This is a genomic window from Muribaculum sp. An289, from assembly GCF_002159555.1.
Lineage (GTDB): Bacteria > Bacteroidota > Bacteroidia > Bacteroidales > UBA932 > Merdivivens > Merdivivens faecigallinarum.
The window spans coordinates 73,492-99,146 of the sequence record NZ_NFIV01000004.1 but is presented as its reverse complement, the minus strand read 5'-3'; the positions used below and the strand labels follow the sequence as shown (position 1 = coordinate 99,146).

General features: G+C 48.3%; 24 protein-coding genes, 1 tRNA gene and 1 pseudogene. 15 read left to right on the top strand and 11 right to left on the bottom strand.

Features of this window, described 5'->3' with window-relative positions; translation table 11 throughout:
- Window positions 1-924: 924 nt before the first annotated feature.
- The 5 genes from aspA (at window position 925) to B5F83_RS04355 (ending at window position 6,820) form a co-directional block, all read left to right on the top strand.
- Window positions 925-2,358, top strand: coding sequence for an aspartate ammonia-lyase (aspA, locus tag B5F83_RS04375; protein WP_087277027.1), 1,434 nt, complete (start codon window positions 925-927; stop codon window positions 2,356-2,358).
- Between the two features lie 251 nt (window positions 2,359-2,609).
- Window positions 2,610-3,362, top strand: a complete 753-nt coding sequence (locus B5F83_RS04370) for a DUF2400 family protein (RefSeq protein ID WP_158094148.1) — start codon at window positions 2,610-2,612, stop codon at window positions 3,360-3,362.
- Between the two features lie 23 nt (window positions 3,363-3,385).
- A complete protein-coding gene (locus tag B5F83_RS04365) occupies window positions 3,386-4,822 on the top strand; it encodes a TldD/PmbA family protein (protein WP_087277021.1) in 1,437 nt (478 codons plus the stop codon).
- Between the two features lie 42 nt (window positions 4,823-4,864).
- On the top strand, window positions 4,865-6,214 hold the full coding sequence (locus B5F83_RS04360; RefSeq protein ID WP_087277018.1) for a metallopeptidase TldD-related protein: 1,350 nt from the start codon (window positions 4,865-4,867) through the stop codon (window positions 6,212-6,214).
- A 27-nt stretch (window positions 6,215-6,241) separates the two neighbouring features.
- Entirely contained in the window at window positions 6,242-6,820 is a 579-nt protein-coding gene (locus B5F83_RS04355) for a peptidylprolyl isomerase (RefSeq protein ID WP_087277014.1), read from the top strand.
- A 41-nt stretch (window positions 6,821-6,861) separates the two neighbouring features.
- On the opposite strand, the gene B5F83_RS04350 is transcribed toward B5F83_RS04355, so the two are convergent.
- The 5 genes from B5F83_RS04350 to B5F83_RS04330 all read right to left on the bottom strand — a co-directional run bounded on the left by B5F83_RS04350 (window position 6,862) and on the right by B5F83_RS04330 (window position 10,641).
- A tRNA-Arg gene (locus B5F83_RS04350) sits at window positions 6,862-6,935 on the bottom strand.
- 33 nt (window positions 6,936-6,968) lie between these two features.
- Window positions 6,969-7,343 (bottom strand): 50S ribosomal protein L19, encoded by a 375-nt coding sequence (gene rplS / locus B5F83_RS04345; protein WP_087277011.1) that lies wholly within the window; start codon window positions 7,341-7,343, stop codon window positions 6,969-6,971.
- A gap of 170 nt (window positions 7,344-7,513) precedes the next feature.
- On the bottom strand, window positions 7,514-8,719 hold the full coding sequence (dnaJ, locus tag B5F83_RS04340) for a molecular chaperone DnaJ (RefSeq protein ID WP_087277008.1): 1,206 nt from the start codon (window positions 8,717-8,719) through the stop codon (window positions 7,514-7,516).
- Between the two features lie 48 nt (window positions 8,720-8,767).
- Window positions 8,768-9,379 carry a nucleotide exchange factor GrpE gene (locus tag B5F83_RS04335; protein ID WP_087277005.1) on the bottom strand — a complete coding sequence of 204 codons (612 nt, stop codon included), beginning with the start codon at window positions 9,377-9,379 and terminating at the stop codon, window positions 8,768-8,770.
- A gap of 185 nt (window positions 9,380-9,564) precedes the next feature.
- A complete protein-coding gene (locus B5F83_RS04330; RefSeq protein WP_204207328.1) occupies window positions 9,565-10,641 on the bottom strand; it encodes a DUF362 domain-containing protein in 1,077 nt (358 codons plus the stop codon).
- A 205-nt stretch (window positions 10,642-10,846) separates the two neighbouring features.
- On the opposite strand from B5F83_RS04330, the gene B5F83_RS04325 reads away from it, so the two are divergent.
- Together B5F83_RS04325 and B5F83_RS04320 are read left to right on the top strand one after the other, a co-directional pair.
- Complete coding sequence (locus B5F83_RS04325) at window positions 10,847-12,220, top strand: MATE family efflux transporter (protein ID WP_158094147.1); 1,374 nt, start codon at window positions 10,847-10,849, stop codon at window positions 12,218-12,220.
- Window positions 12,210-12,737: a DUF2148 domain-containing protein gene (locus B5F83_RS04320; protein WP_087276996.1), complete on the top strand. Its 528-nt coding sequence runs from the start codon at window positions 12,210-12,212 to the stop codon at window positions 12,735-12,737. The genes B5F83_RS04325 and B5F83_RS04320 overlap by 11 nt, the downstream gene beginning before the upstream one ends.
- A gap of 65 nt (window positions 12,738-12,802) precedes the next feature.
- Here B5F83_RS04320 and zupT read toward each other — a convergent pair whose 3' ends face one another.
- Both zupT and B5F83_RS04310 read right to left on the bottom strand, forming a co-directional pair.
- Window positions 12,803-13,597 carry a zinc transporter ZupT gene (gene zupT / locus B5F83_RS04315; protein WP_087276993.1) on the bottom strand — a complete coding sequence of 265 codons (795 nt, stop codon included), beginning with the start codon at window positions 13,595-13,597 and terminating at the stop codon, window positions 12,803-12,805.
- On the bottom strand, window positions 13,597-14,241 hold the full coding sequence (locus B5F83_RS04310; RefSeq protein ID WP_087276990.1) for a nitroreductase family protein: 645 nt from the start codon (window positions 14,239-14,241) through the stop codon (window positions 13,597-13,599). Before B5F83_RS04310 ends, zupT begins: the two co-directional genes overlap by 1 nt.
- A 179-nt stretch (window positions 14,242-14,420) precedes the next feature.
- On the opposite strand from B5F83_RS04310, the gene B5F83_RS04305 reads away from it, so the two are divergent.
- Complete coding sequence (locus B5F83_RS04305) at window positions 14,421-14,714, top strand: hypothetical protein (protein ID WP_239383823.1); 294 nt, start codon at window positions 14,421-14,423, stop codon at window positions 14,712-14,714.
- Between the two features lie 81 nt (window positions 14,715-14,795).
- On the top strand, window positions 14,796-14,996 hold the full coding sequence (locus B5F83_RS04300) for a Txe/YoeB family addiction module toxin (RefSeq protein ID WP_343234005.1): 201 nt from the start codon (window positions 14,796-14,798) through the stop codon (window positions 14,994-14,996).
- Window positions 14,997-14,999: 3 nt separating this feature from the next.
- Here the strand turns inward: B5F83_RS04300 and B5F83_RS04295 are convergent, their stop codons facing one another.
- Both B5F83_RS04295 and B5F83_RS04290 read right to left on the bottom strand, forming a co-directional pair.
- Entirely contained in the window at window positions 15,000-15,737 is a 738-nt protein-coding gene (locus B5F83_RS04295; RefSeq protein WP_087277386.1) for a nitroreductase family protein, read from the bottom strand.
- 13 nt (window positions 15,738-15,750) lie between these two features.
- Complete coding sequence (locus B5F83_RS04290; protein ID WP_087276984.1) at window positions 15,751-17,004, bottom strand: PDZ domain-containing protein; 1,254 nt, start codon at window positions 17,002-17,004, stop codon at window positions 15,751-15,753.
- Between the two features lie 95 nt (window positions 17,005-17,099).
- Here B5F83_RS04290 and B5F83_RS04285 point away from each other — a divergent pair, with 95 nt between their 5' ends.
- A complete protein-coding gene (locus tag B5F83_RS04285; protein ID WP_087276981.1) occupies window positions 17,100-18,479 on the top strand; it encodes a DUF4932 domain-containing protein in 1,380 nt (459 codons plus the stop codon).
- 270 nt (window positions 18,480-18,749) lie between these two features.
- On the opposite strand, the gene B5F83_RS04280 is transcribed toward B5F83_RS04285, so the two are convergent.
- Window positions 18,750-18,899 carry a transposase gene (locus tag B5F83_RS04280; RefSeq protein WP_087276978.1) on the bottom strand — a complete coding sequence of 50 codons (150 nt, stop codon included), beginning with the start codon at window positions 18,897-18,899 and terminating at the stop codon, window positions 18,750-18,752.
- A 238-nt stretch (window positions 18,900-19,137) separates the two neighbouring features.
- Here B5F83_RS04280 and B5F83_RS04275 point away from each other — a divergent pair, with 238 nt between their 5' ends.
- The 5 genes and pseudogenes from B5F83_RS04275 (at window position 19,138) to B5F83_RS04255 (ending at window position 24,124) form a co-directional block, all read left to right on the top strand.
- Window positions 19,138-19,983 (top strand): GLPGLI family protein, encoded by an 846-nt coding sequence (locus tag B5F83_RS04275; protein WP_158094146.1) that lies wholly within the window; start codon window positions 19,138-19,140, stop codon window positions 19,981-19,983.
- Between the two features lie 34 nt (window positions 19,984-20,017).
- Window positions 20,018-22,588, top strand: a complete 2,571-nt coding sequence (locus B5F83_RS04270) for a hypothetical protein (RefSeq protein WP_143822456.1) — start codon at window positions 20,018-20,020, stop codon at window positions 22,586-22,588.
- 18 nt (window positions 22,589-22,606) lie between these two features.
- Window positions 22,607-23,410, top strand: a complete 804-nt coding sequence (locus B5F83_RS04265) for a hypothetical protein (protein WP_087276969.1) — start codon at window positions 22,607-22,609, stop codon at window positions 23,408-23,410.
- Window positions 23,411-23,442: 32 nt separating this feature from the next.
- Window positions 23,443-23,562 (top strand): annotated as a pseudogene (locus tag B5F83_RS04260) (cysteine peptidase family C39 domain-containing protein); the annotation flags it as partial.
- Window position 23,563: 1 nt separating this feature from the next.
- The gene (locus tag B5F83_RS04255) at window positions 23,564-24,124 is read left to right on the top strand and encodes an HlyD family efflux transporter periplasmic adaptor subunit (protein ID WP_087276963.1); all 561 of its coding nucleotides are present in this window, start codon (window positions 23,564-23,566) and stop codon (window positions 24,122-24,124) included.
- 24 nt (window positions 24,125-24,148) lie between these two features.
- Here B5F83_RS04255 and B5F83_RS04250 read toward each other — a convergent pair whose 3' ends face one another.
- Entirely contained in the window at window positions 24,149-25,582 is a 1,434-nt protein-coding gene (locus B5F83_RS04250) for a DUF4932 domain-containing protein (protein ID WP_087276960.1), read from the bottom strand.
- Window positions 25,583-25,655 lie beyond the last annotated feature (73 nt).

Here is a 25,655-nt window from a genome sequence, read left to right as displayed (position 1 = left end):
CACACCGCGATTCTGTTTTTCGGGCCGGGATGCAACTTCTCCTGAGAAAGAATGACGGGAAAAGGGATGAAAGCGAATGGAAGCGGAATGAGGAGGAAAAATAGGATTTTGTCGTATCATTTTCCACCCCACAGCCATCCGACCTTTTTCGAAATAATTGATAATCAATAGCTTACAAAAATCCAAACTGTCTTTGGATGCCTCAGAAAGTACCCAAGCGCAGGAGTAATTTCAACAAGACATTTACTATCAACACATTACAAAAGCACAAGATGGCTGTGGGGTGAAAAAAGCATCCCATCTGTTCCCACTTCGCTGTACGGCCTTACGTATTATGAAGCCTGTTCTCCCGAAAGGAGGGCAGTCGATTTTGTTCGGGTCACAGGCGGGAAATGAGGCAACGGAAGATTCCGACCGGAATTATCCGCTGGCCCCCTTGATAACTAATTCATAACCACTTATATCACAACAAGTTACAAAACAACCCAACCCAAAAGTCCTGTTCCAAGCGGTATCCACGTGGACTTCGCCGGGAAGGGAGATTTTTTAGCAGCGCATTGTTTCACAACACACTAATTCACAACGACTTACCAAAAATACGTTCTTACCGCGATGTTTCCGGCTTTACAGTTTTTTCACAGTTTTCACAGCAAAAACATGTCCTGCCGGGAAGCCTGGAGCACCACACTGCTTTGTCAGAGCGATTAGCAAAAAATCAGCAGAGCAATTTGCAGAACAACTGGCAGAAGGGAGCCGACACAAAGCAAATAAATTTGTTTTGCTCTCGGCTTCTGCGTAATTTGGCCTGCGGCCATTTATACTGTTGCGCCTCGGCAAAGCAAATAAATTTGTTTTGCTCTCGGCTTCTGCGTATATTTGCCCCACTTTTAGAATTTTTAATTTAAAATATTAATTTTCATAAACATGAACAGAGTATTTTCCGGAAAGACCCGTACAGAGAGTGACCTTATCGGGCCTCGCGAGGTACCTGAGGAAGCTCTATACGGAGTACAGACCCTCAGGGGAATCGAGAACTTCGTCATCAGCCATTTTCATCTGAGCGAATATCCATTATTCATAAACGGCCTGGCTTACACCAAGATGGGTGCCGCCATAGCAAACCACCAGCTCGGACTGCTCACCGACGAGCAGAAAAACGCGATAGTTGCAGCCTGCCAGGAAATCCTCGACGGACAGCACAGGGAAGATTTTCCTATCGACATGATCCAGGGAGGTGCCGGCACAACCACCAACATGAATGCCAACGAGGTAATCGCCAACAGGGCTTTGGAACTCATGGGCCACAAACGCGGAGAATACCAGTACTGTTCGCCAAACGACCATGTGAACTGCGCACAGTCCACGAATGACGCCTACCCTACGGCAATCCATCTCGGACTTTACGCCACCCACCTCAAACTGATACCGGTGCTCGAAAAACTCATAGATGCTTTCAGCAGGAAAGGCGAAGAGTTTGCGCACATCATAAAAATGGGACGTACCCAGCTTCAGGATGCCGTTCCTATGACCCTCGGCCAGACTTTCAACGGCTTTGCTTCGATTCTCCGCGACGAAATCAAGCACCTTAACGAAGCCGCCGAAGACTTCTTGACGGTGAATATGGGAGCGACTGCCATCGGTACGGGCATCTGCGCCGAACCGGGTTATGCTGAAAAATGCGTCAAGGCACTCGGTGAGATAACAGGATGGAACATAAAACTTTCCGACGACCTCGTAGGAGCGACTTCCGACACATCATGCATGGTGGGCTATTCTTCGGCGCTGAAGAGGCTTGCCGTAAAACTCAGCAAGATTTCCAACGACCTCAGGCTTCTTTCGAGCGGCCCTCGTTGCGGTCTCGGCGAAATCAATCTCCCGGCAATGCAGCCAGGTTCTTCAATCATGCCGGGTAAGGTAAACCCTGTCATCCCGGAAGTTATGAGCCAGATTTGCTTCAAGGTAATGGGCAACGAAGTGTGCGTGACCATGGCCGGCGAGGCTTCCCAGATGGAACTCAATGCAATGGAACCGGTAATGGCACAGTGTACATTCGAATCCGCCGAACTCTTGATGAACGGAATGGAAACACTCCGCAGGCTTTGTGTTGAAGGCATCACCGCCAACGAAGAACGCTGCCGCAGCTATGTCCACAACAGCATAGGAGTAGTCACTGCCCTCAACCCTATCATCGGTTACAAGAACTCGACCAAGATAGCAAAAGAGGCCCTCGCTACAGGCAGAAGCGTTTACGAGCTCGTACTCGAGCACGGCGTTCTCACCAAAGAGGAGCTTGACACGATACTTCTTCCGGAAAACATGATAAAACCGGTAAAACTTGACATCAAACCGAGAAAATAAGGGAAAACAACCCATAAAAACGGTTTTACATAAATAAAACTCGGCGACCGGTGCATGGTTGCCGAGTTTTTTTTGATGTGGATTGCCCGAGTTTTTTGTAAAACCGGGAACAGCCACAAAGGCCGAATAAACGACACGAACAACTTCTAAAGATAATTAATTTTTAAACGGCAATTTGCCAAAATGACGGATTGGTGCGTATCTTTGCAGATTGTTTGAGGGCATACAGGAATGTAACAAACAAAATGGCAATGGACGACGGGATTTTGGCCGAGAGGCTCAGGGAGTGGGCCGACACATACGAAGACGAAAAATATTTTCAGGAAGACCCGATAATTTTCCCGAAATTTTTCTTCAACCGCATGCGCACCGACAGTATCGATGGCATCAACGTCACGAATGACGGCGGTTACCGCCTCGAAGACATCGAGATAGCCGGCATTATCGCTGCACATCTCGCATGGGGACGGCGCTCCATGATTGTAAGGGACTGCAAGCGGGCTTTCGACGAAATGGAATGGAGGCCCTTCGACTATGTGATGGGACGGAAATGGGAAAGCCGGTTAGAAGACAGCGCATCCCTGCACCGCACAGTGAGATGGAGCGAATTTGCAGGAATCTGCCGTAACATCGAAAAATTCTATGCGGCGGGCAACCACAGCATGGAAATCCTCGGAATAAACGGGATAAGGACAGAGATTTACGGCAAGGCAAACGACCCGAAGGCAGCCAACAAGAAGATAAACATGATGCGCCGCTGGTTTGTAAGGCGGAACAGCCCGGTAGACCTCGGAATATGGACAGGGACGGACCCGGCGGATCTCCTGCTGCCCCTCGATGTGCATTCACACCGCCAGGCCTTCGAACTCGGACTCACCGGAAGGAAGGGCAAAGACCTGCGGACAGTGGAGGAAATCACTGAAAAACTCTCCGGAATTTTCCCTGGAGACCCTTGCAGAGGCGATTTCGCCCTTTTCGGATACGGGGTGACGAGCGGAAAATAGCAGGACAGAACATAAAGACACAAATGGATAAGACAGCATATCTTGAACATTTCAAAGTTACCGAGGAAAACCTCAGGGAACTTACCGGCCTCGCCCTGTCGAAGGGAGGGGATTTTGCGGACCTATATTTCGAGCACACCGTATACAACGAACTGTCGATGCGTGACGGGCAGGTCAACTCAGGAGGCAGCCATATAGATTACGGCATGGGAATAAGGGTCCTCAAAGGTGAAAAGACCGGTTACGCCTACACCGAAAGCACGGAATGGGAGGACATTCGCAGGGCTGCATTGAACGCGGCCATGATTGCCGACAGCCCTTCGGGAACGGAACCGGGCTACGCCTACTCTGACGGACTTCTCAAAAACCGTATTCCCGGAAAGCACTACTGGTCCGTGGCCCGTATAGAAGAATACGGCGCGGCCAAGAGGCTGCCGTTGCTCAAACGCCTCGGAGACAGGGTTGCCGAAAGCGACGGAAGGGTCATAAAGGTACAGGCAAAGATTGCTGACTCATTTTCCATGATAATGATGTACAACTCCATCGACGGCCTATCCTTCGATTCCCGCCCATTGACGTCAGTCACTGCTGCCGGCATATTCAAGGACGGCGCAGGCAATACCGAAACAAATTCCGCATCGAGGAGTTTCCGCATGGGCTTCGACCTGCTGTCGGCCAAACTGATAGACGAAGTGGCGGCAGACGTGACAAAAGGAATCGATGAAAGATTTGCCGCAATAAGGCCCAAAGGAGGCGAAATGCCAGTCGTAATGGGAGCCGGAGGCAGCGGAATCCTGCTTCACGAAGCCATAGGACACGCCTTCGAAGCCGACTTCATCCGCAAAAAACAATCGGTATTTTCGGAACAATTCGGAAAAACCGTATGCGACCCGTCCATAAGCGTGGTAGATGACGGCACGCTGGCATACAACCGCGGCTCGGTGAATGTGGATGACGAAGGCGTACCGGGACAGAAAACATACATGGTACGTTCCGGAAAGCTCGAATCCTTCCTCCACGACCGCATAAGCGCCGCACATTTCAAGACTGCCCCTACAGGCAACGGGCGCAGGGAATCCTTCCGCTTCCCCCCTATTCCACGGATGCGCTCCACTTATATGGAAAACGGCAATTGCTCACCGGAAGACATCATAGCCGAAGTACGCCACGGCATATACGTGGATGATTTTTCCAACGGACAGGTAAAAATAGGCGAAGGAGACTTCACATTTTACGTAAAAAACGGAAGACTTATCGAAAACGGAAAACTCACCGCCCCTATCAAGGACATAAACATCATCGGCAACGGTCCGAAAGCGCTGTCGGACATTGTCGCTGTCGGAAATGACCTGAAAATAGACAACGGGACATGGACATGCGGGAAGGAACAGAACTGTGTCGTCACCTGCGGCATACCGACGGTCCTGGTAAGGTCGCTTACCGTAGGAGGCGAAGCGTAAACCGGCAACCGGCTACCGCAAATTTTAAAAGACGGAACGAAAATGAAAATTACGGAAAACGAACGGAAAATAGCCTTGGATTCATTGGACTGCGCACTGAGGGCCGGAGCCTCGGCGGCAAAAGTCTGCCTGAACAAAAGCGTAATGTCCACCTACTCGGTATTGGACAAGGAATTCGACAAACTCGTGCATTCCGCCGACAGGTCCCTGTATTTCCACATATTCGCCGATGGAAAATACGGCAATTTTTCAACCAACAGATTCGAGCCAGGAGAATTGAAGGGATTCCTTGAATCCAGCGTGGAAACGGTAAGGATGCTTGCCGCCGATGGAGCGAGATGCCTGCCTGCCAAGGAATTGTATTACAAAGGGACAAGTTCCGGACATGAAATGGAGATAGACGACCCGTCCTTCGACGATGTACCACCGGAAAGGAAAAAGGAAATAGCGATGGAATGCGCTGCGGCCGCTCCGGGAACGGCAATATCCGCCGAAACCGAATTTTCCGAACAGGCCGACGGCTTATTTATCGCCGACACCCAGGGATTCACCGGGCTCGGCTATGAAACCACATACGCCATATCTTCGGAAATAACCGTAAAAGGCAAGGGAAACTCAAGGGCCAGCGGATATTTCTGGTCCGCCTCCCCCATGCTTTCCGGCCTGAAATATGAAGATTGCGCGACAAAGGCGTATGAACGCGCCACGGCAAGGCTAAACCCCAAGAAAATCAAAAGCGGAAAGTACATCATGGTCGTTGAGAACTATGTCGCATCGAGGCTTTTCGCACCGATAATGGCAGCCCTGAACGGGATGGCCATCGAGCAGCACAACTCGTTTCTGACCGATTCGCTCGGAAAGCGCGTTTTCCCGGAATGGCTCGACGTTATCGACAGGCCGCACGTCAAAGGCGCTCCCGGGTCAAGACTTTTCGATTCCGAAGGGGTGGCGACAAAGGACTGCGACATAATCAGCCGCGGCACAGTGGGGATGTACTTCATCAATTCATACGCATCACGCAAACTCGGGATGCCCCAGACTGTCGAATCGGCCTCAAGGCCCGTCATCGTCCCTTTCGACAGGACTTCCGGCAAGGGAACGGGCCACGGCATTTCCTCTTTAGACTACATACTCCGGCAATCGGGCTCGGGAATACTTGTTACAGGATTCAACGGAGGCAATTCCAATCCGGTAACAGGGGCCTTTTCCTTCGGAATCGAAGGATTCCGTTTTGAAAACGGGGAAATACTGTATCCTATAAGTGAAATGCTCATAACCGGCGACATACTGTCGCTTTGGGCAAAATCATTATTCGCGGGAACCGACCCGCTCGAAAGCCTGCGCTGGCAGGTACCTACCCTCGCATTCGAAGATGTGGATTTTAACGGATAAAATTTAACTGATAAAAATATTTTTAACATGAAAATCACCAAAGACAAAGTAGTTTCAGTACACTACACACTTACAGTAGACGGACAGGTAGCCGACAAGACAACCCCTGAAAAACCGCTGGATTTCATTTTCGGCAAAGGGATGCTGCTTCCAAAATTCGAGTCCAACCTCGAAGGGAAAACCGTCGGAGACAAAGTCGAATTCACACTCACCCCTGAAGAGGGCTACGGAGTATCAGAACCGGAAGCGATAGTGGAACTTCCCAAGAAGATATTCGAAAACGACGGTGTCGTACGCGAAGACATCCTTTTCGTAGGCAACATGATTCCGATGATGAACGACCGCGGCCAGATCATGCATGGCAAAGTGGTGGAAATCAAGCCGGACATAGTTGTCATGGACTTCAATCACCCGATGGCCGGGAAGACCCTCAACTTCTCTGTAGAAGTGGCGGAAGTGCGCGAAGCCACTGAAAAGGAACTCACCGAAGGACTGCATGGCGAATTTGCCGGACACGGATGCGGAGGAGGCTGCTGCGGAGATGAAGGCGGCTGCGGAGATGAAGGCGGCTGCGGAGACGGATGTTGCGGAGGCTGCGGCAAATAATAAAACGATGGCGGTTAATGTCTTAACCGCCATTATTTTTGTGACCCCTACAGGATTCAAACCTGTAACCTTCTGATCCGTAGTCAGATGCTCTATTCAGTTGAGCTAAGGGGCCGATATTTTCGTACTACGATTGTCCGCTTTCGGATTACTCCTCCGTAGCCACATTGACTCTGCGGCGCTCTTTAATCCTTGCCTTCTTACCGGTGAGGTTTCTCAGATAATATATCCTTGCCCTGCGTACTTTACCGTACTTGTTGACTTCCACGTTTTCGATGAACGGTGAAATCACAGGGAAGATACGCTCAACACCTATTCCGCTGGAAATCTTCCTTACGGTAAAGGTAGCCGTAGTGCCGTGGCCTTTCCTCTGTATTACGACTCCACGGAATTTCTGAAGCCTTTCCTTGTTTTCCTCTTTAATCTTGTAGGTAACGGTAATGGTGTCACCTGCATTGAACTCCGGAAGTACCGGCCTGTACTCATTTGCGCATGCCTGCTCGGCAATCTTAATCAAATCCATTTCAAATTCAGTTTAATACAGTAAAAAAAAGCAACGTTGCCAAAAAATTTCAAAACCACGCAAGAGGTTGCTTTTATTTTGGGACTGCAAAGGTAACGAGTTTTTCAATATCTCCAAAAAATATTTTCGTTTTTCGACAAAAAACGGCGAAAAAATGCGAGATATTCCTTTTATCCGAAAATCCTCTTGAATTTATCGAAAAAGTTCCTGTCCTCCTTTACAGGCTTGGGCTCGAACTCGGGCTTCGACGAAAGGCCCTCCACCAGAGCTTTCGTTTCCTTGTCGAGTTTTTTCGGAACCCAGACCTGGACATATACGAGCAGGTCGCCCTTTCCATAGCCGTTCAGCACCGGGATACCCTTGCCGGAGAACTTTATTACCTGGCCCGGCTGCGTTCCCGGCTCGATTTTCACCTTGAGCCTTTCATTGAAATACGGGATTTCCACAGTCTTTCCGAGGATGGCATCCGGAACGGATATGAACAGCGAGTAAATCAGGTTGTTGCCCTCGCGCCTGAAGTCAGGATGCGGCTCTTCGCTGATAAGCACCAGCAAATCGCCTGGAGTACCGTTGTTCTTTGCCGCATTTCCAGCACCCCGCAAACGGAGTTCCATACCGTCGGACACACCGGCCGGGATGGTAAAATTGATTTCCTCTTTCGATTTGACGATTCCGTGCCCGGCACACCTCGGACATGGATTGACTATCACCTTCCCTTCTCCGTGGCACACCGGACATTCCGAATATTCGTAAGACTGTCCGAACAGGCCACGCACCACACGGACCTGCTGGCCGCTGCCCTTGCAGGCATCGCAGGTCTTGATATCGGAAGAAGATTTCGCACCCTTGCTCCCGCAGTCGGGACAAGGGATATATTTTTCAATCTTGATGCTCTTCTTCGCACCCTTGACGATTTCTTCAAGGGAAACTTTCACGCGCACACGTATGTTGGAGCCGCGGTAGACCTTCTGCACATTGCCGCCCTGGCCTTCGAAGCCACCGAAGCCGCCAAAACCTCCGAAGCCACCGAAACCGCCACGGCCTCCCCTTCCGCCGAAAATATCACCGAACATGGAGAAAATGTCATCCATGGAGAAACCGCCCTGGCCGCCGAAGCCTTCGAAGCCGCCGAAACCGCCCTGGGCACCGTCTACGCCGGCATGTCCGAACTTATCGTATTTCGCACGTTTGTCAGGATCGCTCAGCACGCTGTAAGCCTCGGCCGCCTCCTTGAATTTTTCTTCGGCGTCCTTGTCGCCCGGATTACGGTCCGGATGGTATTTCAGCGCTACTTTCCTGTACGCTTTCTTTATGTCATCGGCCGATGCCGACTTTTCGACACCGAGCACTTCATAATAATCTCTTTTTTCCGCCATTTTAAAACACTCCCTTAATCAACCGGCACACTGACAAAACGGCAGGCATCAGACCGCTACGACCACTTTGGCGAAACGAATTACCTTGCCGTTCAATGTATAGCCCTTCTGGATAACATCGTAAATAAGCCCTTTCTTGGATTCTTCCGGGGCAGGTATCTGCGCCACGGCCTCATGGAAATCGGTATCCAGAGGCTTGTCCTTGCTCTCTATCTCGGAAAGTCCGCGGGACTTGAGATAATCCTTCAACTTTGTATATATGAGTTCGGTGCCTTCCTTGGCGGCAGCCATGGCATCCGAGTCCCTCAAGACCGCCATTGCCCTTTCACAGTCATCGAGAACAGGCAGAAGGCCCTTTATCACATCCTCGCCTGCCGTGGAGATTAGCTCCAACCGCTCTTTGGCAGTACGGCGGCGGAAATTGTCGAATTCGGCCATGAGCCTCAGATACTCGTCATTTTTCCTGTCTACCTGTGACTGAAGCTCGGCAACCTGGTTTTTCAAAACATCCTCCGCCTTTTCCTTTTTGGAAAAAGTCTTGTTCTTCTTCTTGTTTTCAGATGATTTGGCCTCACCGGAAACCCCTGTTTCGGATTTGATTTCCGGCCCTTCGGCCCCTTCCGTCTTATTTACATCCTTCAAATCTTCTTTATCAGCCATAATATCTTATATTTTTTTATTATTCAACCACTTATTTTACGCAGAACCGGACTCTTGCCTTGCGACAGACGGCCCGACCCGTGCAGCCTGAAAAAACAGGCGCTTGGCTCTGTCCAAAAAATCTGCCAAGCACCTGCCTTTCAGCAAAACGGACAATATGTCAGTCCTCAAAACCTCAGGTACGGCTATTCCTGTCCCTGGACGAAAGGCTTCAGACCTTCTACCGCCTCAGCAGCAGTGATGCGTTTTCCTCCATTGTCCAAATCGATAAGGATATAGCGGTCGTTGCCCATGCCGAGCTCTTTCATGTAGGAAAGCTGGCGCAGACCGTGGCGAGTCTCGATACGCTCTACAAGGTCATGATGATCGGCTTCGGTCATCGCATAAACCAAATCCACGCAGGCTTGATCGATGGCAAGTATGTCGGTAGACGAGAGGATGCCTACGTTAGGAGTCACGACAGGAGCGGCGTTCACTCCTTCGCAATCACAGGAAACAGACATGTTACGCATTACGTTGACATAGGTTATGTGCTTTCCGAAATAATCCATGACAGCCTTTGTGGACTCGGTCATCCTTTCCATGAACTCTTCCTTGGCTATGTCCCACTGGTTGTCCTGCCCCGGAGTAGTATGTATCCATGCTTTTCCGATACGCCCGTCGGCACAGCCTATGCCTATGTTTTTGTTGCTGCCTCCGAAACCTCCCTGGGAGTGGCCTTTAAAATGGGTAAGCACTACCAAGGAATTGTAATCCGCGATATGGCTTCCCATCGACATACGGTCGAACCATTTTCCCCCGCGGACAGGAAGAGTCAGGGTATCCTCCTCGTCCATTATGTCCACCGGGCAGAATGTCCATCCGTTCACTTCCAATGTCTTGCGGTGTTGCTCCGTAGTATAGCGGTCACCTGCATAATAAGTGTTGGTCTCGACTATCGTGGCATCCGGGAGAACCTTCTGGAACAAAGCCTTTACCCATTCGCTTGGAATAATATTCGGGCCGTTCTGCTCACCGGTGTGCAGCTTTACGCCTGTATGCCCTTCAATGTTCCCGCACACCTGTTCGTAAGCCTTTATCAGTCCCTCCGCGCTCAGGTCGCGTGTGAAATATACTATGGATTCGTTTCCCGTGCGTTGTTCATACGGGACATACTTGTTACCGTCTTTACCGGGTTCAGGTCCCGACTGTGCCGTTACTATCATTATAACTGAAAATAAAACCGCCGCGATGGCGGCAATCGTGATTATTGTCCGTCTCATAAGTGATGAATTTCATGATTTTAATTTATATTTTGACAACCCATTCAATAAGGCAATCTCATCCAAAGTGCAATTCAAAGTGTCATTTTGGCTCTTTGAATCATTAGTGTTGGCACTTTGGGAAGCTGTTCCATTACCGGACAGGATTCAACTTGCCCGCACAAAATTAACTTTTTTTTCGAAAATACTGAATATCTTTGCGGCCATGGAAAACAAAGTGACTTTACAAACCATACTCAAACGCCTGCTCTCGCTTGCGGGACCGATTGTCATAGGACAGCTCGGGGTCGTGTTCGTATCCTTTGCCGATACGTTCATGGTGGGACATTACGGAGTGGAAGAACTCGCGGCCGCTTCTTTTGTGAACAACCTTACCATGATTCTGGTCGTGACCGGACTCGGTTTTTCCTTGGGGCTCACGCCCCTCGTCAGCGAAGCCGAGGGCAAGGCAGACAGGCGCCGCGCCGGGGCATTGTTAAGAAACGGACTGAAGTCCAACGGGATACTCTCCGCCATCGTATTCGCGGTAATGCTCATACTGTATTTCAACCTCGGCAACATGGGGCAGCCGGATGAACTGCTTCCGCTTATCAGGCCGTATTTCATAGTCGTTTCGGCATCAATACTCTGCACATACATTTTCAATGCGTTCAAGCAATTCACCGACGGGCTTACCAGAACAAAAGTGTCCATGGTCGTCATAATCACGAGCAACGTGATGAATATAGCAGGCAATTACGTTCTGATATACGGTAAGGCAGGATTTCCGGAAATGGGCCTACTCGGAGCCGGCATAAGCACTCTGGTTTCAAGGATTTTCACAGTAGCAGCAATGGCAGGATACGTATTTTTCAACAAGACAATGAAAGAATATGTCGCCGGTTACAGGGACAAGGCCATCGGCAGGGGAATGCTGAAAAACGTCGCGAGGCTCGGTACGCCGATAGGCCTGCAAATGGGCATGGAGACGGCTTCATTCTCACTGATAGTCATCTTTGTAGGCATGCTCGGAACCATGGAACTGGCCGCCCACCAGGTAATGGTAACAATTTCACAGATATGCTACATGCTTTACATTGCCCTTGCAAGCGCATCGGCCATAATGATAAGCAGTTTCAACGGGAGGAAAATGCACAGGGAAGTGGCCCTTACCGCCCGTGCGGCATACATTTCAATATTGGGGATGACGGTAATCTGCGCAGGAAGCGTAATCGTTTTCCTGAAACCGCTCACATCCCTGTTTACCGAATCGCCTGCCGTAGCGGCGATGGCCGCCACCCTCGCCCTGCCTTTCCTGCTTTACCAATTCGGAGACGGGCTTCAAATCGCATACGCCAATGCGCTCAGGGGACTACAGCGAGTAAAGCCGATACTACCAATCGCCTTCGTATCATACTTCATAATATCGATTCCGGCAAGTTATGTGTTTGCCTTCCCACTCGGCATGGGATTGCAGGGAATATGGTTCGGATATCCGGTATCGCTCACCTTCGCCGGGATATTTTACTACCTGACATACAGGAAAACATATATGAAAATCACACTAAACGCTCAAAAGGAACCGGGAAATGATAATTGACGAAAAAGCAAAACGCCGCACGACTCTGGAAGCCGTGGCTGAGAAAATGATGGTCGCGGCACGTACCGCCCCAAAAGCAAGGGGTACTGACAACCTGCATATAGCGACGGTAACGGGAGAAGACCTTGCAAGGCTTTCCGCCGAAATGGAAAGAATCGGGGAAAAGACAGGACAGGCGTTCTTCGTCCGCGATGCCGGTTGCGTGGCAGCCTCGGAAGCGGTAGTGCTCATAGGCACGGAAAACAAGCCTCTCGGCCTCGATTGCGGCTACTGCGGCTTTCCCACCTGCACTATAAAATGCTCTGATTCGCCGGACACGCCATGCATATTCAACTCCAACGACCTCGGCATAGCTGTTGGCTCGGCAGTCTCGGTAGCGGCAGACAACCGGGTGGACAACAGGGTGATGTTCTCGGCCGGAGTGGCAGCCCGCTCACTGGGAATGATGCCCGGGGCCTGCTATATCCTGGCGATACCGCTGTCATGCTCGGGGAAAAGCCGATTTTTCGATAGATAACGGTAGCACCGAGCACACGCACCCCGTCCAGAATGCACTGCAAGGCCGATTTGTGTGCGCGATGGTTATAATAGAATCAAGCTGAAAGCCATGACGGCCATTCCGGAAACAAGGCCGAGAATGGAAATGTGATGTTCCCCGAATTCGTGTGCGGCCGGAAGCAGCTCATCGAAGGAAATGAACACCATGATTCCGCTCACCGCCGCGTATGTACAGCCGAGAAGCATCGGCGAGATAAAAGGCATGAGTATCGAAAACGCCAGCACTGCACCGAGCGGTTCGGCAAGGCCGGAAATCAATGTATAGGAAAAGGCTTTTTTCCTGCTTCCCGTCGCCTGGTATATCGGCATCGAAACCGCAATGCCCTCGGGGATATTGTGGATGGCGATGGCTACAGCTATCGCCATCGCAAGCGAGGAATCCTGGAAGGATGTGACGAAGGTGGCGATTCCTTCAGGAAAATTGTGTATCGTTATAGCAATCGCCGTGGCTACGCCTACTTTCTTGAGTTTTTTCTCATGTGCAATCTCATGCGGGTTTTCCTCCGAAGGAACGAGGCGGTCTATCAGGGCACAGAGTCCTATGCCTCCGAAAAACGCAAGGGACACAATGATGTCGTCAACCTTGGAACCATCGCCGTAGAGGGGCGAAATAAGACCGAGCGCAGAAGGCATCAGTTCCATAAAAGAAATATAGACCATGACACCCGCCGAAAGCCCGAGAGAAAATGCAAGGAATTTCTTCCTGCGCCCTTCCCCCTTTTCCCCCGACGATATGGGGACAATCGAAATCAGCCAGCCTATCAGTGTGGACAGGCCGGCTATCATCGTCATTGAAAGGGCAAGGAAGAACTGGCTCATCAAATGAATCTGATTACTTCCTTGTTGCGCGGTTTTGCCTGAGGCCGCTCGTCAGGATAGCCAACGGCAATGATATACTGGACTTCGTATCCCTCGCTGAACTGAAGGGCCTTCAACCATTCGGCAGCTTCTGGAGTGTTAAGGAACCTTGCGGACGAACCGAGGCAGCAGGTGCCAAGTCCGAATGAATGTGCCGCAAGCATGATGTTTTCTCCCATGAGCCCCGCATCTATGAAAGTCATCGGACTCGGTTTCACAGCCACGACGAACAATGCTGTCCCGTTGCGGAAAGCGTTTCGGAACGACGGATCAGACTTCATCTGGGCCACCATCTGGGGATCCATCATCGACAGCTGGAGGTCGCTCATTCCCTGAATCCATTCCTTGTTGTCCACGATGCGCACTTCCCATTGCTGGGCGTTCATGGCATTAGGTGCATTGATGCCGCATTCGGCGATACGCATGAGCAAATCGCGCTCTACAGGCCTGTCCTGATATTTGCGGACACTGCGCCTTTCCATAATCGCCTCCACCACTGGATTTTCATAAGCCCCGGACACGGCATCGGAAGCCGGGGTGTTTTCCTTACACGACATTACCGGAAGTACTAAAGCCATAGACAATAAAATAAAAATTTTCTTCATAACGATTAATATTTATCGGAGCAAAATTAATAAATTTTAGACAGTATTTTAAACTGATTGCCTGTAAAAATCATTGGACGGATAACACGGACATACAATGACACTCAAACAATATATGATATATTTTTGTATATAATATATTTTATATATACTTTTGCAAAAAAATTGAAATGAATACGATGAATACAGAAATAAAAAGAAAAAATATCGATTTGCCCGTAAACACATGGCAAAAATTGTCTTTCATGGCCATTTCCCAAGGCAAAAGCCTTAAAGCGTACATAGAGCAAATACTCATATCCAAAGCGGACAGCATAAAAATAGAAGTAAACGAAAATCCTTCCCCTTCAGGTGACAAATGGTTCGATGATATTGAAAACATTAAATCCATAGCAAAGGGCATGAACGAATTAAAAGAAAACAAAGGCAAGGAATACACTATAGATGAAATCAAAACATCTCTCGGCTTATAACATTGAAATACAAACTAATACTGATGCCAGAAGCCGAAAAGCACCTAAAGGAATGGCAAAAATCGGGACAGAAAAAAAGTTCTGATTAAAATCGTATCATTATTCGAAGAGCTACAGTCGCACCCAACAACAGGGACAGGACAAGTGGAACAACTCAGAGGCAATCTACAAGGCCTCTGGAGCAGGCGTATAGACAAAGGCTCCCGACTCATTTACAAGATTGAGGAAAACGAAGTTACCGTATTTGTCATTTCACTGAAAGGCCACTACTCCGACAAATGAAGTTTAAATAAATCCTTGCTTTTTCAGGGCCGTAATCATTTTTTCCGACATTGAAAGGTTGTCCTTTTCGGTAAAACGGAATCGCGTAAAGACCTGGGCAAGATTGTCCGTACCGTTCAGGGAAACGAAATACCTGCTTTCGGGCAGAGCCTCTTTTGCGGCATATATCCTGTCGATTGCATCTTTCGGATAATCAGCGTACCTGTCATGATGGACAATGCCTTGTACCGGCAGCCTGTCGGTCTGCTCAGGACACTCGTCGGGATAACCGAGGGTCACGGTAAGCACGGGAAAGACGAGGCGTGGAAGCCCGAGAATGTCGATAATCATCTGCGGATTGTCCACCGTGGTGCCTATCACGCAAGTCCCGAGCCCTTTTTCCTCGGCAAGGGTACAGAACGCCTGCGCAAAAAGCATAGCATCGGTAGCGGCATTGAAAAAAGACACAAAATTGCCATAGCCCGGAACCGCATCCCGGAATATGCACCATTTGCAGAAACGGTTGAAGTCGGCACAGAAAGTAAGCACCGCCGGTGCCTCGACGACCATCGGCTGGTGATGGTGGGCTTCGGCAAGGCGGGCCTTGACCTCCGGATCGGAGGTGATCACAAGGCTGTACAGCTGCATATTGCCCATGGTGGCCGCACGCGATGCCTCCGCGGCAATATCCTCTATCAATTTTCCGGAAACCGGCCGCGACTGATATTTCCTTATACTCCTTCTTTCACCGAATGTTTTCATATTTTCAAAACTTTTACTGATTTTCATTCCCGCATACAATCCGCAGGTCTTTCACATCCCGGGAGTCCTTCAACACGAGGCCGAGCACGGAAAGGCTGTCCATGACGGCATAGACCTCTTCCACATCCAGCCCGGTGACCGGTTTGCCGTTTATGGACACCACCGAATCGCCAGGCGACACACCCGCCTCGTCAGCCGGGCCTCCCACACGGATTGCACTGGCAATCCACGCATCGCCTATATCGGTACGGTCCACGAATGAGATACCCCACGGTTTGCCATCCCGGGGAACTTCGTATGCCGGATTGCGCTGTAGGTAAATCAATGAATCCAGAAGATCGAGGACCACATTGTAACGCTCCAATAATTCATTCCCTATGATGCCCTTATAACTTCCTCCGGCCATTACTCCGTTCTTTCCTTCATACCACTCGATTTCTATGTTCCGCAAAGTATCATTTCCGAAAACCGCATATTCCGCATCGGCGATACAGGAAACCGTCTCCCCTCCAAGGCCCCGCGAGCCACCCACATAACGGCATACCGGTTTTCCGGCTGAACCGAAACCTTTGGCCGAAGCCTCATCCGCCGTAAAGAATATGGAACTTCCGCTGCCCGTATCGAGAATGAACCAGCCTCCGGATGAGACACCGTCGGAAAGACGCACGTCGCAATACACGAGCAGACGGCCGTCCTCAATCTTCATCGGAAAGGCGGAAAAGCCCTCAAGGCCAAGAGAATCCACCTGCACGCGCTCCAGTTTTCTCAGATAATGCCTCTCGTAGTTGATTTCCCATGCGCTTCCGTCCAACATTATGCCGGCGATTCCGTCAGCCCTACGCCCCAGCACATCCCTGAGATTTACGAACAGGGCACCGGCGTGCGGCAGCTCCAGTCCTCCGGAAACCAGCACGGTGGAATCCTTGTAAAGTTTCGTAAGGTAGCGGTCTTCCCCCACCCCGCCGTAAATGGCCATCGTGAGCCTCGATGAATCGAGAAAGGCAGGTCTGCATTCAGAGCGGAAAGTACTGTCGAGATACAGGTAAAGACTGCCGAGGCCTGCTCCGGTATCGAAAACGATACAGCATTCCGTACTGTCCTCCAGAAACGAAGACAGATAAATATGGTCCAGATAATACACGAAAGGCACGGCCCCTTCGGGAAGAAGTTCCCGAGCGGGCTCCTTTCCGCCACTACAGGAAACGGTGGCAAGCAAAGACAAAAACGATATCGCTGCAACAATAGACGAACGGAAAAACGGTTTCATAATCTTAAAATTTTCATACAAAATTAGTGAAAATCTATGGCTTTATTTTTGTTACACAGCGGAATCGTTCATAAATCATCAAAAAACATACAATTATGAAATCGGATAAATTAATTTTAGCATCCCTGTCCCTGCTCATGTTCCCGCTGCTGTGCTTCGGACAGGCAAAAGTCGGAGTCGACAAGAAAATCGAACTGTTAGGAGCCGTATATGCGGCCGCACAAATCTCAGACAACCCGCAAATCAGGTATACCGAACTGATGGAAGAATGGCTGCCGTATCAGGAAAGAGACGACGAAGCCGTGGCTTTCGTAAGGGAGATGATTGAAAACAACGGACTTACCTATTCCGACATCATCGCCGTTTCCACATACATCACCCTCAACGGCTCACGGATTTCCGGAAAATTGCCAAAAGACGGAAACGGACCGGAGAGCGTATGGAACGAAAACAATTTCAAGAAATTTGTAAAACTCATCGACACTTTCTACCGCAACCACAGGGACGGCTTCGAAAACTATCTGAAAGCCAATGAAGAGACCTACGCAACGGCCATAGAGAATGTCAGCCGTACTGCCGACAGAATCGATTTCGCCTGGTTCGGATATTTCTTCGGCACACGGGAAGACATCACAATCTATATTACCGACAACGGAAAAGAAGACAATGTCATATATTCCGAACCGGCATACTTCAAGGACAAGAACGGGATTTCGGTGGTGATTTCGGTCTACCCGTCGGCACCTCTGTACGAATGCCTCCTGCACGAAATCTGCCATCCTTACGTTGCCCGACTGGACGGTTTCTGGCCGCAGGCCGAGAAGGCCATGGAGAAGATATTCAATGCGGAAGAATGGAAAGGGATATATTCCGATGCACGATACCCTTCCGCTAAAAGCCTTTATGAGGACTGGCTCACCGAACTCGCCGTGGCAATGTACGTAAAGGACCACCCGCTCTCAGAAAAGGATATCCCTTACCTGCTCATGATGGACAGGCTCAGGGGACTGTTCTGGATGGAGCGTTCAATCGGCTTTACGGATAACTTTTCAGAATCGCGCAGCATGTACGGATGCTTCGGGGATTTCATGCCGAGACTGTGCGAATTCCTTGATTTTACAGTCCTCGATGACGACAACTTTTCAAGGCTCGTGGAAGAAAGCTGCATTCAAGCCCCTTACATTACATACGTATACCCTGTTCCAGGAACCGACCTGGCCGGATACAAGGCATTGGACTACATAGAAATCAAGTTTTCCGAGCCTATGTTCACCAACAGTGTGGACATAATGCAGGATGAAGATTTCATAATCCATTCATACTGGAAAGACGAAATGACATACATCATACTGCTGAACAGTAATTTCGATTACGGCAACAGGGAAGAATACACCATTACTGTCCCGAAAATGCTGCAAAGCAAAAAGGCCGTCTCGATGGAAAAGGACTATGAGATAAAATATTATTTCCGGTAGACCGTCAATACTATACGGACTGTCCGCCCGATTGAAGCGCCCATACGAAACGTACGCCATGCAACAAGAATCCCCGTCCCCGATCAGGACAGGGATTCTTAGTGTTTTTTAGAAGCTGCTTGAATTTTATTCAAAAATAATTTTATGGCAGCGATATGCATCATGGTTTCGTGCGTGTCGGCCCTGAGTACGACTTCCAGATCGCAATGCAGCAGTCTCCTGACCGTGGTGCTGACACTCCTTGAGCCGATGATTCCCAGGCCTGGACTCTCAGTCCTGCCCGAAAGACGGCGGACAATGCCGCGGAGCGAAATCCGAGGGGAGCATTCTCCACTGCGCGCCGGTCTTCACGATATACGTAATGCCGTCAAAAACAGAGCGCAGCGAATATTTTCTGAATCTTTCTTTGATATCCGACATATTTTTTATAACTTGCCACTGTTTATCAGTCAGGTCGGTTGGGTGTTGTGCATAACATTAATGTCTTGATAATCATAAAGCCATGAAAAACAGTTCAAATAACACGCTGATTTACAATTAATTGTAAGTAAATTTAAACAGCTTCTAAGTTCCCTGAAAACTATTATAATTCAGCATACCATTCACGTATATTAAAAAAAAGGATTTTAAATAAAATAATATGTATAAAACAATTGTTATGAAAAGGATTTGTTGTCTGTTGGCAGGGTTCCTGAGCTTTTTCTACGTCATACCCGTAGCTTCACAAAATACTACCCTGGAATGTATGTATGAACAATGCTTCGTTACAGATACTGCTGCTGTGAAAATGTCAAAATACGGGACTGCGGAAAATGGGGACAGTACGAGAATCTCCAAAGAAAACTTTCTTTTGCATTGCGGGGGGAGTGTTTCTTCGTTTTACAGCTATGATCGGATGGTAGTGGATTCTATCTCCGCAGCAAATAAATCGGCAGGAAAATTTTCACTGTCTGGATACAAAGGACCTCTGGGAAGCGAATTGAGGATATATAAGAACTTTGAGGACAATGAGATAACTATGATTGATGAGATTGGGATGGACTGGTTCAAGGTCGTTGAACCGATTCCCGAGTTTGAATGGGAATTATGCGACGAATGGAAGGAAATATCCGGTTACAAAGTGCGTAAGGCCGTCTGCAATTTCAGAGGCCGTGATTATGAAGCATGGTATGCTTCCGATATACCTGTTTCCGATGGCCCGTGGAAGTTCTGCGGATTACCCGGGCTGATATTCGAAGTATATGACACACGTTGTCATTACTATTATCGCCTTACGGGAATCCGGCTGAAGGATGCTCCGCTGTATTATCCTGATGTGAATGCCATTGAGACAAATATGAAGAAGTTCAATGATGCAAAACGCCGCTATCTTGAAAACCCTGCATTGTATATGTCGAATACATACGGAGGGAGTGTCTCATTTGTTGACCCGGAGGGTAATCCCATAGATCCGGAAACATTGAGGTCAAAGCTCCGACACGACTTCGAGGAGATAGAGTTTTAATGAATGTGTTTTGAAAAGACAAATATACATATTGTTGGCAGCTTTATCCGTATTCGGCACGAATCTCATGGCACAGGAGCGGGAGTTTGTGCTCAGGGGCATTGTCTTCGATGATGACGGGCCTTTGCCCGGAGTTGTCATTTTTTATATGTATAACGGAAATGAAGGTACTGAATTTGCCGTATCTGACAATGAAGGGAATTTCGCTTTGAAACTGCATGGCCGTCCGACAGCCGCGGATTCTGTTAAAGTATCCATGCTCGGATATGCGACCAGAATCATTCCTGCCGATATGGCCGATATCATGCATATTAAGATGGAAATTGAACCGATACGGCTTAATGAGGTCATAGTCCGTGCGCCAAAGGTAAAACTTGCCGGTGATACGGTCCGGTTCAATGTCAATAGTTTTGCTGAAATTCAGGACAAAAGCGTATCCGATGTTCTGAAACGGATGCCAGGAATCGAAGTACGTAAAGACGGCAGCATTTACTATAATGGAGAATTGATAGACAATCTTTACGTTGAAGGTACGGACATTCTCGGAGGAAGGTATTCGTTGCTTACGGAAAATCTGTCTGCCAAGGATGTCAGGAGCATAGAGGTAATGACACGCCATCAGCCTATACGGGCCCTTGCGGAAATCGGCACTAAAACCAGACCTGCAATCAATCTTAGATTGAGTGAACGGTCAAAAGGCAAATGGATAAGCAATGCCAGGCTTGCGTGCGGATTGACTTCCGCCCCCGAAATATTGTGGGATGCGAACCTGTTTTTTATGAGAGTAGGACTTAAATGGAACAGCCTGAACAATATCAAGACAAATAACACTGGAGAAGATCTTTCCCGAGAGTTGCAGGTCAAGAGTTACAACAACCGCTCTATGGGAACCAGGCCGGAAGGTTTCATATCGGTGGGTACGAGCAACGCCCCGCTTGACGAGCAACGTGTCAGATTCAATACGTCTCTTCTTTTCAATACCTCCAATATGTTCAATTTGAAAAACGACTGGAAAATAACTTCGTCGTTTTCGTATCTTTTCGACAGATTGGAATCCCGGAATGAATCATCGACCACGTATTATTTCAATGACGGCATACAAACTGTAAACGAAGGCGAAAATACTATGACCCGGAAGCATCTGCTACGGGCAAACATTGATGCCGAGGCGAACAAGAAAGATTATTATTTTCTCAACACTATGACCGTAGAGGGCGAATTCGCCCATGCAACGCAAATGATAAACGGCGAATTTGCGAATACACAACAGGCGTCGCTGCCTTATTTTATGGTAAATGACGATCTTAAATATATTAAAAGAACCGGGGACAAAGCATTTACCGTGGAATCGCATAATGATTATTCCTTTATTAACCAAAAACTGACGGTTCTTCGTGCGGGGGATGATATCCAGCGCCAGTCGGTAAGGGTTATGGATTACAACAATAACACATTCTTTTCATCCGATTTCATTGTCATGGACGGCATGTCTATAGGTGTTTCTGCCGGATTCGAAGCATCAATACGGTCTTTGGAAAGTCTTTTGAACGGTGTAGGCGCTGCGTATGATGCCGATTTGTTATGCAATAATCATATTGCCGCATATATACGTCCTTATGTAAGGCCGAATATGGAATTCCGCTCAAAAAACTGGGAAATCAGACTTGCCGTGCCTGTCGGGTGGTCAAAATATTGGGGAGTCGATGCCGGGCATTTTACATACAAGGCATCAGGTTCTGTCAAATATACTCCATGGCCGAAACTGAGTTTTGAGATACTTGGTACCGCATCGGCAATAGGCCTGGATATACACGATATGTATTCAGGTTACATAATGCGCAACTACAGATATCTGAAAGCGGGTTCTGCAAATGATGAGCAAGACCATTATTACAGCGTGACGGGGCACATAAATTTCAAGGATCCTGTAAATATGTTGTTTATAGACGGAATCGTCGGCAAATATTGGAATGTTTTTCAGACATCCGCTACACAAGACTTTCTCGGAGACTATATAATACTGGGTACGGAGTATGCGCCGAGCATTGGAGAAAGTTTGTATGCCTCAATCGGAGGAAGCGTAGGCATATACGGTATTAATGGAAAATTCGGGGTAACGGTTTCCTACAGGGACTATTCCTCGACATCGATTCTTCAAAACGGGGTCCGTACACCGTATTTGTCGCAGACTGTCTCTTTCATGCCTGTTTTCTCCGGACGTTTTGCCGATTGGATAAGCATGGAATACAAATTACTTTATTCTCATAATATTCTTTCCTTGCCCGAAAGAGGGACTCATGATTCCAAGGATAATTTCAGCCATACATTATCCTTCAATATAAGTCCAATCAATAATCTGGATTTAAAAATTTCGGCAGAACACTATTTCACCATGTTTACGTCTGAACAGACAAAAAACGCGGTGCTTTTCGATGCTTCACTCGCTTATCGTTTCAACAATGGCCTGGAAATAAGCATTACCGCCCGCAATCTGCTGAACCAGCAGACCTATGCCTATTCCGTTTACAGCGGTCTTGAGGAATTTTCCTGCGAGTACCGTATAAGACCGTTGAACATACTTATTGGGGCGTTTTTCAACTTTTAACAAATTTTACAGACTACGATGAAAAGAATTTTGAATTTCCTCTGCCTCTCTATTGCTTTGGTGTCGTGCGGGACAGTCAACAACATGTCTCCCTGCCAAGAAAATGTAACCGTTTCTTTGAAAGAAGACTGTGTTGCCTGCAATCTTCATGAAAAAGATTTTCTTATATTCCGATTGGAATCGCTATGGTCAGAAGATGAGCCCTTTCCTGTAATAACCGGCCGGGCTCTCGAAAATTATAATGAATGGATAGCTTACATCGAAGATAAACCGGAGTACCGGAATATATTGTCCGAAAAGGAATACATGCGTTGGAAAAGGACGGTCAGGTATTTGATTGGCAGGTACTCCAGAAAATTCGACGACCTATTGTTCACTGTCCCCGGGAGGGTCATAGCCTATACCGAGAAATGCACGGATGTCAGAAAACTTTATCCTCGGCCGGATTGCGCCATGTACGGTTACGGAGTAAATACCAAGAGGTATCGTTATCTTGATTTCGACTATAAGCCAAGCAATATGGAAAACAATCCCGAAAAATATATATTCAGGACTTTCGTGAAAAATCATTCGAAAAATATGCTTGTGGCTATTGACAGGATTTTCCTTAAAAACAGCGATAAGGTGCTCTGTCTGATGTATACATGCGTGGGACTGTTCGATTACGTTTATGATAAAGACCATATATACCACTATCATGGAAGTACTTCATGGGAAAGGTATGATCCGCTGAAGAACCTGCCTATGGCCTTTGAGTTTATTTATAGGCATTGCGATCCGGTTTCCATTGAGGTATTGAAATCCTTAAAGGCTGTCCGTTAAAGGGACGTGGATATAGTTTATATTGATTTGTCATGAAAATATTTCCGACATACCGCCAGTTGGACTCGATGGATTGCGGGCCGACTTGTCTGAAAATCATAGCCAGGCATTATGGCCGAAATTATTCATTGCAACATTTGAGGGATTTGTGCCATGGAACTTTCGATTCAAGAAGATGACGATATTTTGGGATATGAGCAGGAAATTGCCGTATGTCTTGAACGGATGAAAGCGCAGATTGACAGTTGGAAGCTTTCATATCTTTTGACATCCCCGATTGACGGACATGTGTCCTTTGTGCGCAAATGGGACGAAGGACAGTTCATAGGTGCCGGAGAATCCTTTCTGACCGTAGTGCCCGCGGACAGCAGCATGGCTGTCGGCATTGTGAATATACCGCAGGCAAGTTTCGGTAAAGTCGCCGTCGGCCAAAAGGTCAATGTCTGTCTGAACGGCTATCCTTATATGGAATATGGCATGTTGGTGGGCGAAATCGGTTATCTTTCATCTGTTCCCGATGAAGCTTCCGGTTCTCAGGCTGAACCTCAATATACGGCAGAGATAGTTTTTCCCGACGGTTTTATAACTACGTATGGGAAAGAGTTGCGCCTCATACAGAAGATGGACGGTACGGCCGAAATCATTACTGAAGACCGTCGTCTCATCATGCGTTTCATAGAACCTATAGTGGCTTTGTTCCGGAACGGTATTTAAAATTGCTTTTTTAGAAGCTGTTTCTTAATACTTGAACTTGAATACATAATCCCCTTTCATCGGGTAGCCTTTTTGCGAGTAGAACAATTTCCACGGAAGGGTAAAGCCGTAAATGCGGCCCTTTTCGAGATCCGATTTTCCTATCTTCACGACAAGGCTGCCGGCATCATCCGGAACAATGGCCGGCCGGACTGTCACGACCCCGTCTTCATCATAAGGATAGGCTCCGGTATCCATGGACTCCGCATGCATCGGAAGCGAAAAGACGAATTCCACCGCAAGGGTATCGGAAGAATAGTTTTTACGGACCTTCGCGGAAACCACTTCCGGGAACAGCGAGGCATAATGTTTCCTCTCGCGCCTGATGTTTTTCGCAGCATCGTCAAAATATTCCGCAAGTTCGGGAACAAAGCCCTCGAAACTCCCGTAACCGTCCCTTCCTGCATAAAAATCCTCCATCTTCCCGATTGACGAATCCAACCAGAAACAACCCTTGCGGGCTGCCGAGGAAACCACGGATGCATAATCGAAGGACACAAGACCGTTATCCTTGAAATACAAGGCAGTACACAGGGATTGCAGCCAGTCGTAAACCAAACGTTCCGGCTCTTCCACCCCGTTTTTGCGCATTATGTTCCGGATATCGTATTGGTTGAAAAACACATCCGCCGCATCTTCGAGCAGACTTCCGTACTCCTCGACTATCGGCGACACCATCACCCCGCACAAATTCGAAATGACTCCGGGAATGTAGACATCGGCAGTACGCCCGTCTATTTGCTGCGGGTCAATCATCGTCGGGTCGAAAAACAGTCCGTACACCAGACTGGTACCGTCGATTATCCCGTTGTCCGGCATCAGATAACTGTTGGGACCGTTCACGAATGCCAGGCAAAGCCCGACCTTGGACATGTCTTTTCCGAAAAAGCCGCCGAACCACGAAGTATCGACAGGCGCGATTTTCGCCATCAGTTCATTGCCTCTGCGGTAAAGGGACGAATTGTCCACATAAAATTTATGAAAATTCGTTTCGCGGTAAAACCGGTCCGTCAGTTCCGCAAATTCTATGAAATCGTCTTCCGTCCACCTCGGATCCGTCTTGCACAGTGCGGCGATATCAGCATCCTGCGAGACAGAAATGCCCCCGTTTTCGATTACAAGGGCCTGCGTGGCCCTCGGAACGGCATCATAAGCGATACGATTTTCATTCCTGATTCGCTTCATGAATGTTATCAGGTCGTGTCCGGCAAATTCTGCAAAATAACTGTCTATCGCCGCATTGTAACTCTGCACTACCCCCTGGCGGTACTCCTGATACCCTGCAAGACGGGCCGCTATGCCGGTAAGCTCGAAACGCTCGTCCGCCCTGAACGATACAGTCTGCGCCAGGCAGCCCGCCGAAACCAAAATGCCTAAAACAAATGCGCTTATACTGAAAAATATACTTATGCGTTTCATCTATATGTCATTTTATGGGTTTATTCTGATTATGGATTTATCGATTGGCACTTACACCTTGTCACGGTCGTTA

Coding starts and splice junctions, on each gene's coding strand:
- B5F83_RS04295 (WP_087277386.1), bottom strand. CDS start 15,737: ATGAAAACATTCGGTGAAAGAAGGAGTATAAGGAAATATCAGTCGCGG.
- B5F83_RS04275 (WP_158094146.1), top strand. CDS start 19,138: ATGAAAAGGATTTGTTGTCTGTTGGCAGGGTTCCTGAGCTTTTTCTAC.
- aspA (WP_087277027.1), top strand. CDS start 925: ATGAACAGAGTATTTTCCGGAAAGACCCGTACAGAGAGTGACCTTATC.
- B5F83_RS04370 (WP_158094148.1), top strand. CDS start 2,610: ATGGACGACGGGATTTTGGCCGAGAGGCTCAGGGAGTGGGCCGACACA.
- B5F83_RS04250 (WP_087276960.1), bottom strand. CDS start 25,582: ATGAAACGCATAAGTATATTTTTCAGTATAAGCGCATTTGTTTTAGGC.
- B5F83_RS04355 (WP_087277014.1), top strand. CDS start 6,242: ATGAAAATCACCAAAGACAAAGTAGTTTCAGTACACTACACACTTACA.
- dnaJ (WP_087277008.1), bottom strand. CDS start 8,719: ATGGCGGAAAAAAGAGATTATTATGAAGTGCTCGGTGTCGAAAAGTCG.
- B5F83_RS04310 (WP_087276990.1), bottom strand. CDS start 14,241: ATGAAGAAAATTTTTATTTTATTGTCTATGGCTTTAGTACTTCCGGTA.
- B5F83_RS04325 (WP_158094147.1), top strand. CDS start 10,847: ATGGAAAACAAAGTGACTTTACAAACCATACTCAAACGCCTGCTCTCG.
- B5F83_RS04320 (WP_087276996.1), top strand. CDS start 12,210: ATGATAATTGACGAAAAAGCAAAACGCCGCACGACTCTGGAAGCCGTG.
- B5F83_RS04360 (WP_087277018.1), top strand. CDS start 4,865: ATGAAAATTACGGAAAACGAACGGAAAATAGCCTTGGATTCATTGGAC.
- B5F83_RS04365 (WP_087277021.1), top strand. CDS start 3,386: ATGGATAAGACAGCATATCTTGAACATTTCAAAGTTACCGAGGAAAAC.
- B5F83_RS04330 (WP_204207328.1), bottom strand. CDS start 10,641: ATGAGACGGACAATAATCACGATTGCCGCCATCGCGGCGGTTTTATTT.
- B5F83_RS04255 (WP_087276963.1), top strand. CDS start 23,564: ATGGAACTTTCGATTCAAGAAGATGACGATATTTTGGGATATGAGCAG.
- B5F83_RS04335 (WP_087277005.1), bottom strand. CDS start 9,379: ATGGCTGATAAAGAAGATTTGAAGGATGTAAATAAGACGGAAGGGGCC.
- B5F83_RS04290 (WP_087276984.1), bottom strand. CDS start 17,004: ATGAAACCGTTTTTCCGTTCGTCTATTGTTGCAGCGATATCGTTTTTG.
- B5F83_RS04305 (WP_239383823.1), top strand. CDS start 14,421: ATGAATACAGAAATAAAAAGAAAAAATATCGATTTGCCCGTAAACACA.
- B5F83_RS04265 (WP_087276969.1), top strand. CDS start 22,607: ATGAAAAGAATTTTGAATTTCCTCTGCCTCTCTATTGCTTTGGTGTCG.
- zupT (WP_087276993.1), bottom strand. CDS start 13,597: ATGAGCCAGTTCTTCCTTGCCCTTTCAATGACGATGATAGCCGGCCTG.
- B5F83_RS04280 (WP_087276978.1), bottom strand. CDS start 18,899: ATGTCGGATATCAAAGAAAGATTCAGAAAATATTCGCTGCGCTCTGTT.
- rplS (WP_087277011.1), bottom strand. CDS start 7,343: ATGGATTTGATTAAGATTGCCGAGCAGGCATGCGCAAATGAGTACAGG.
- B5F83_RS04285 (WP_087276981.1), top strand. CDS start 17,100: ATGAAATCGGATAAATTAATTTTAGCATCCCTGTCCCTGCTCATGTTC.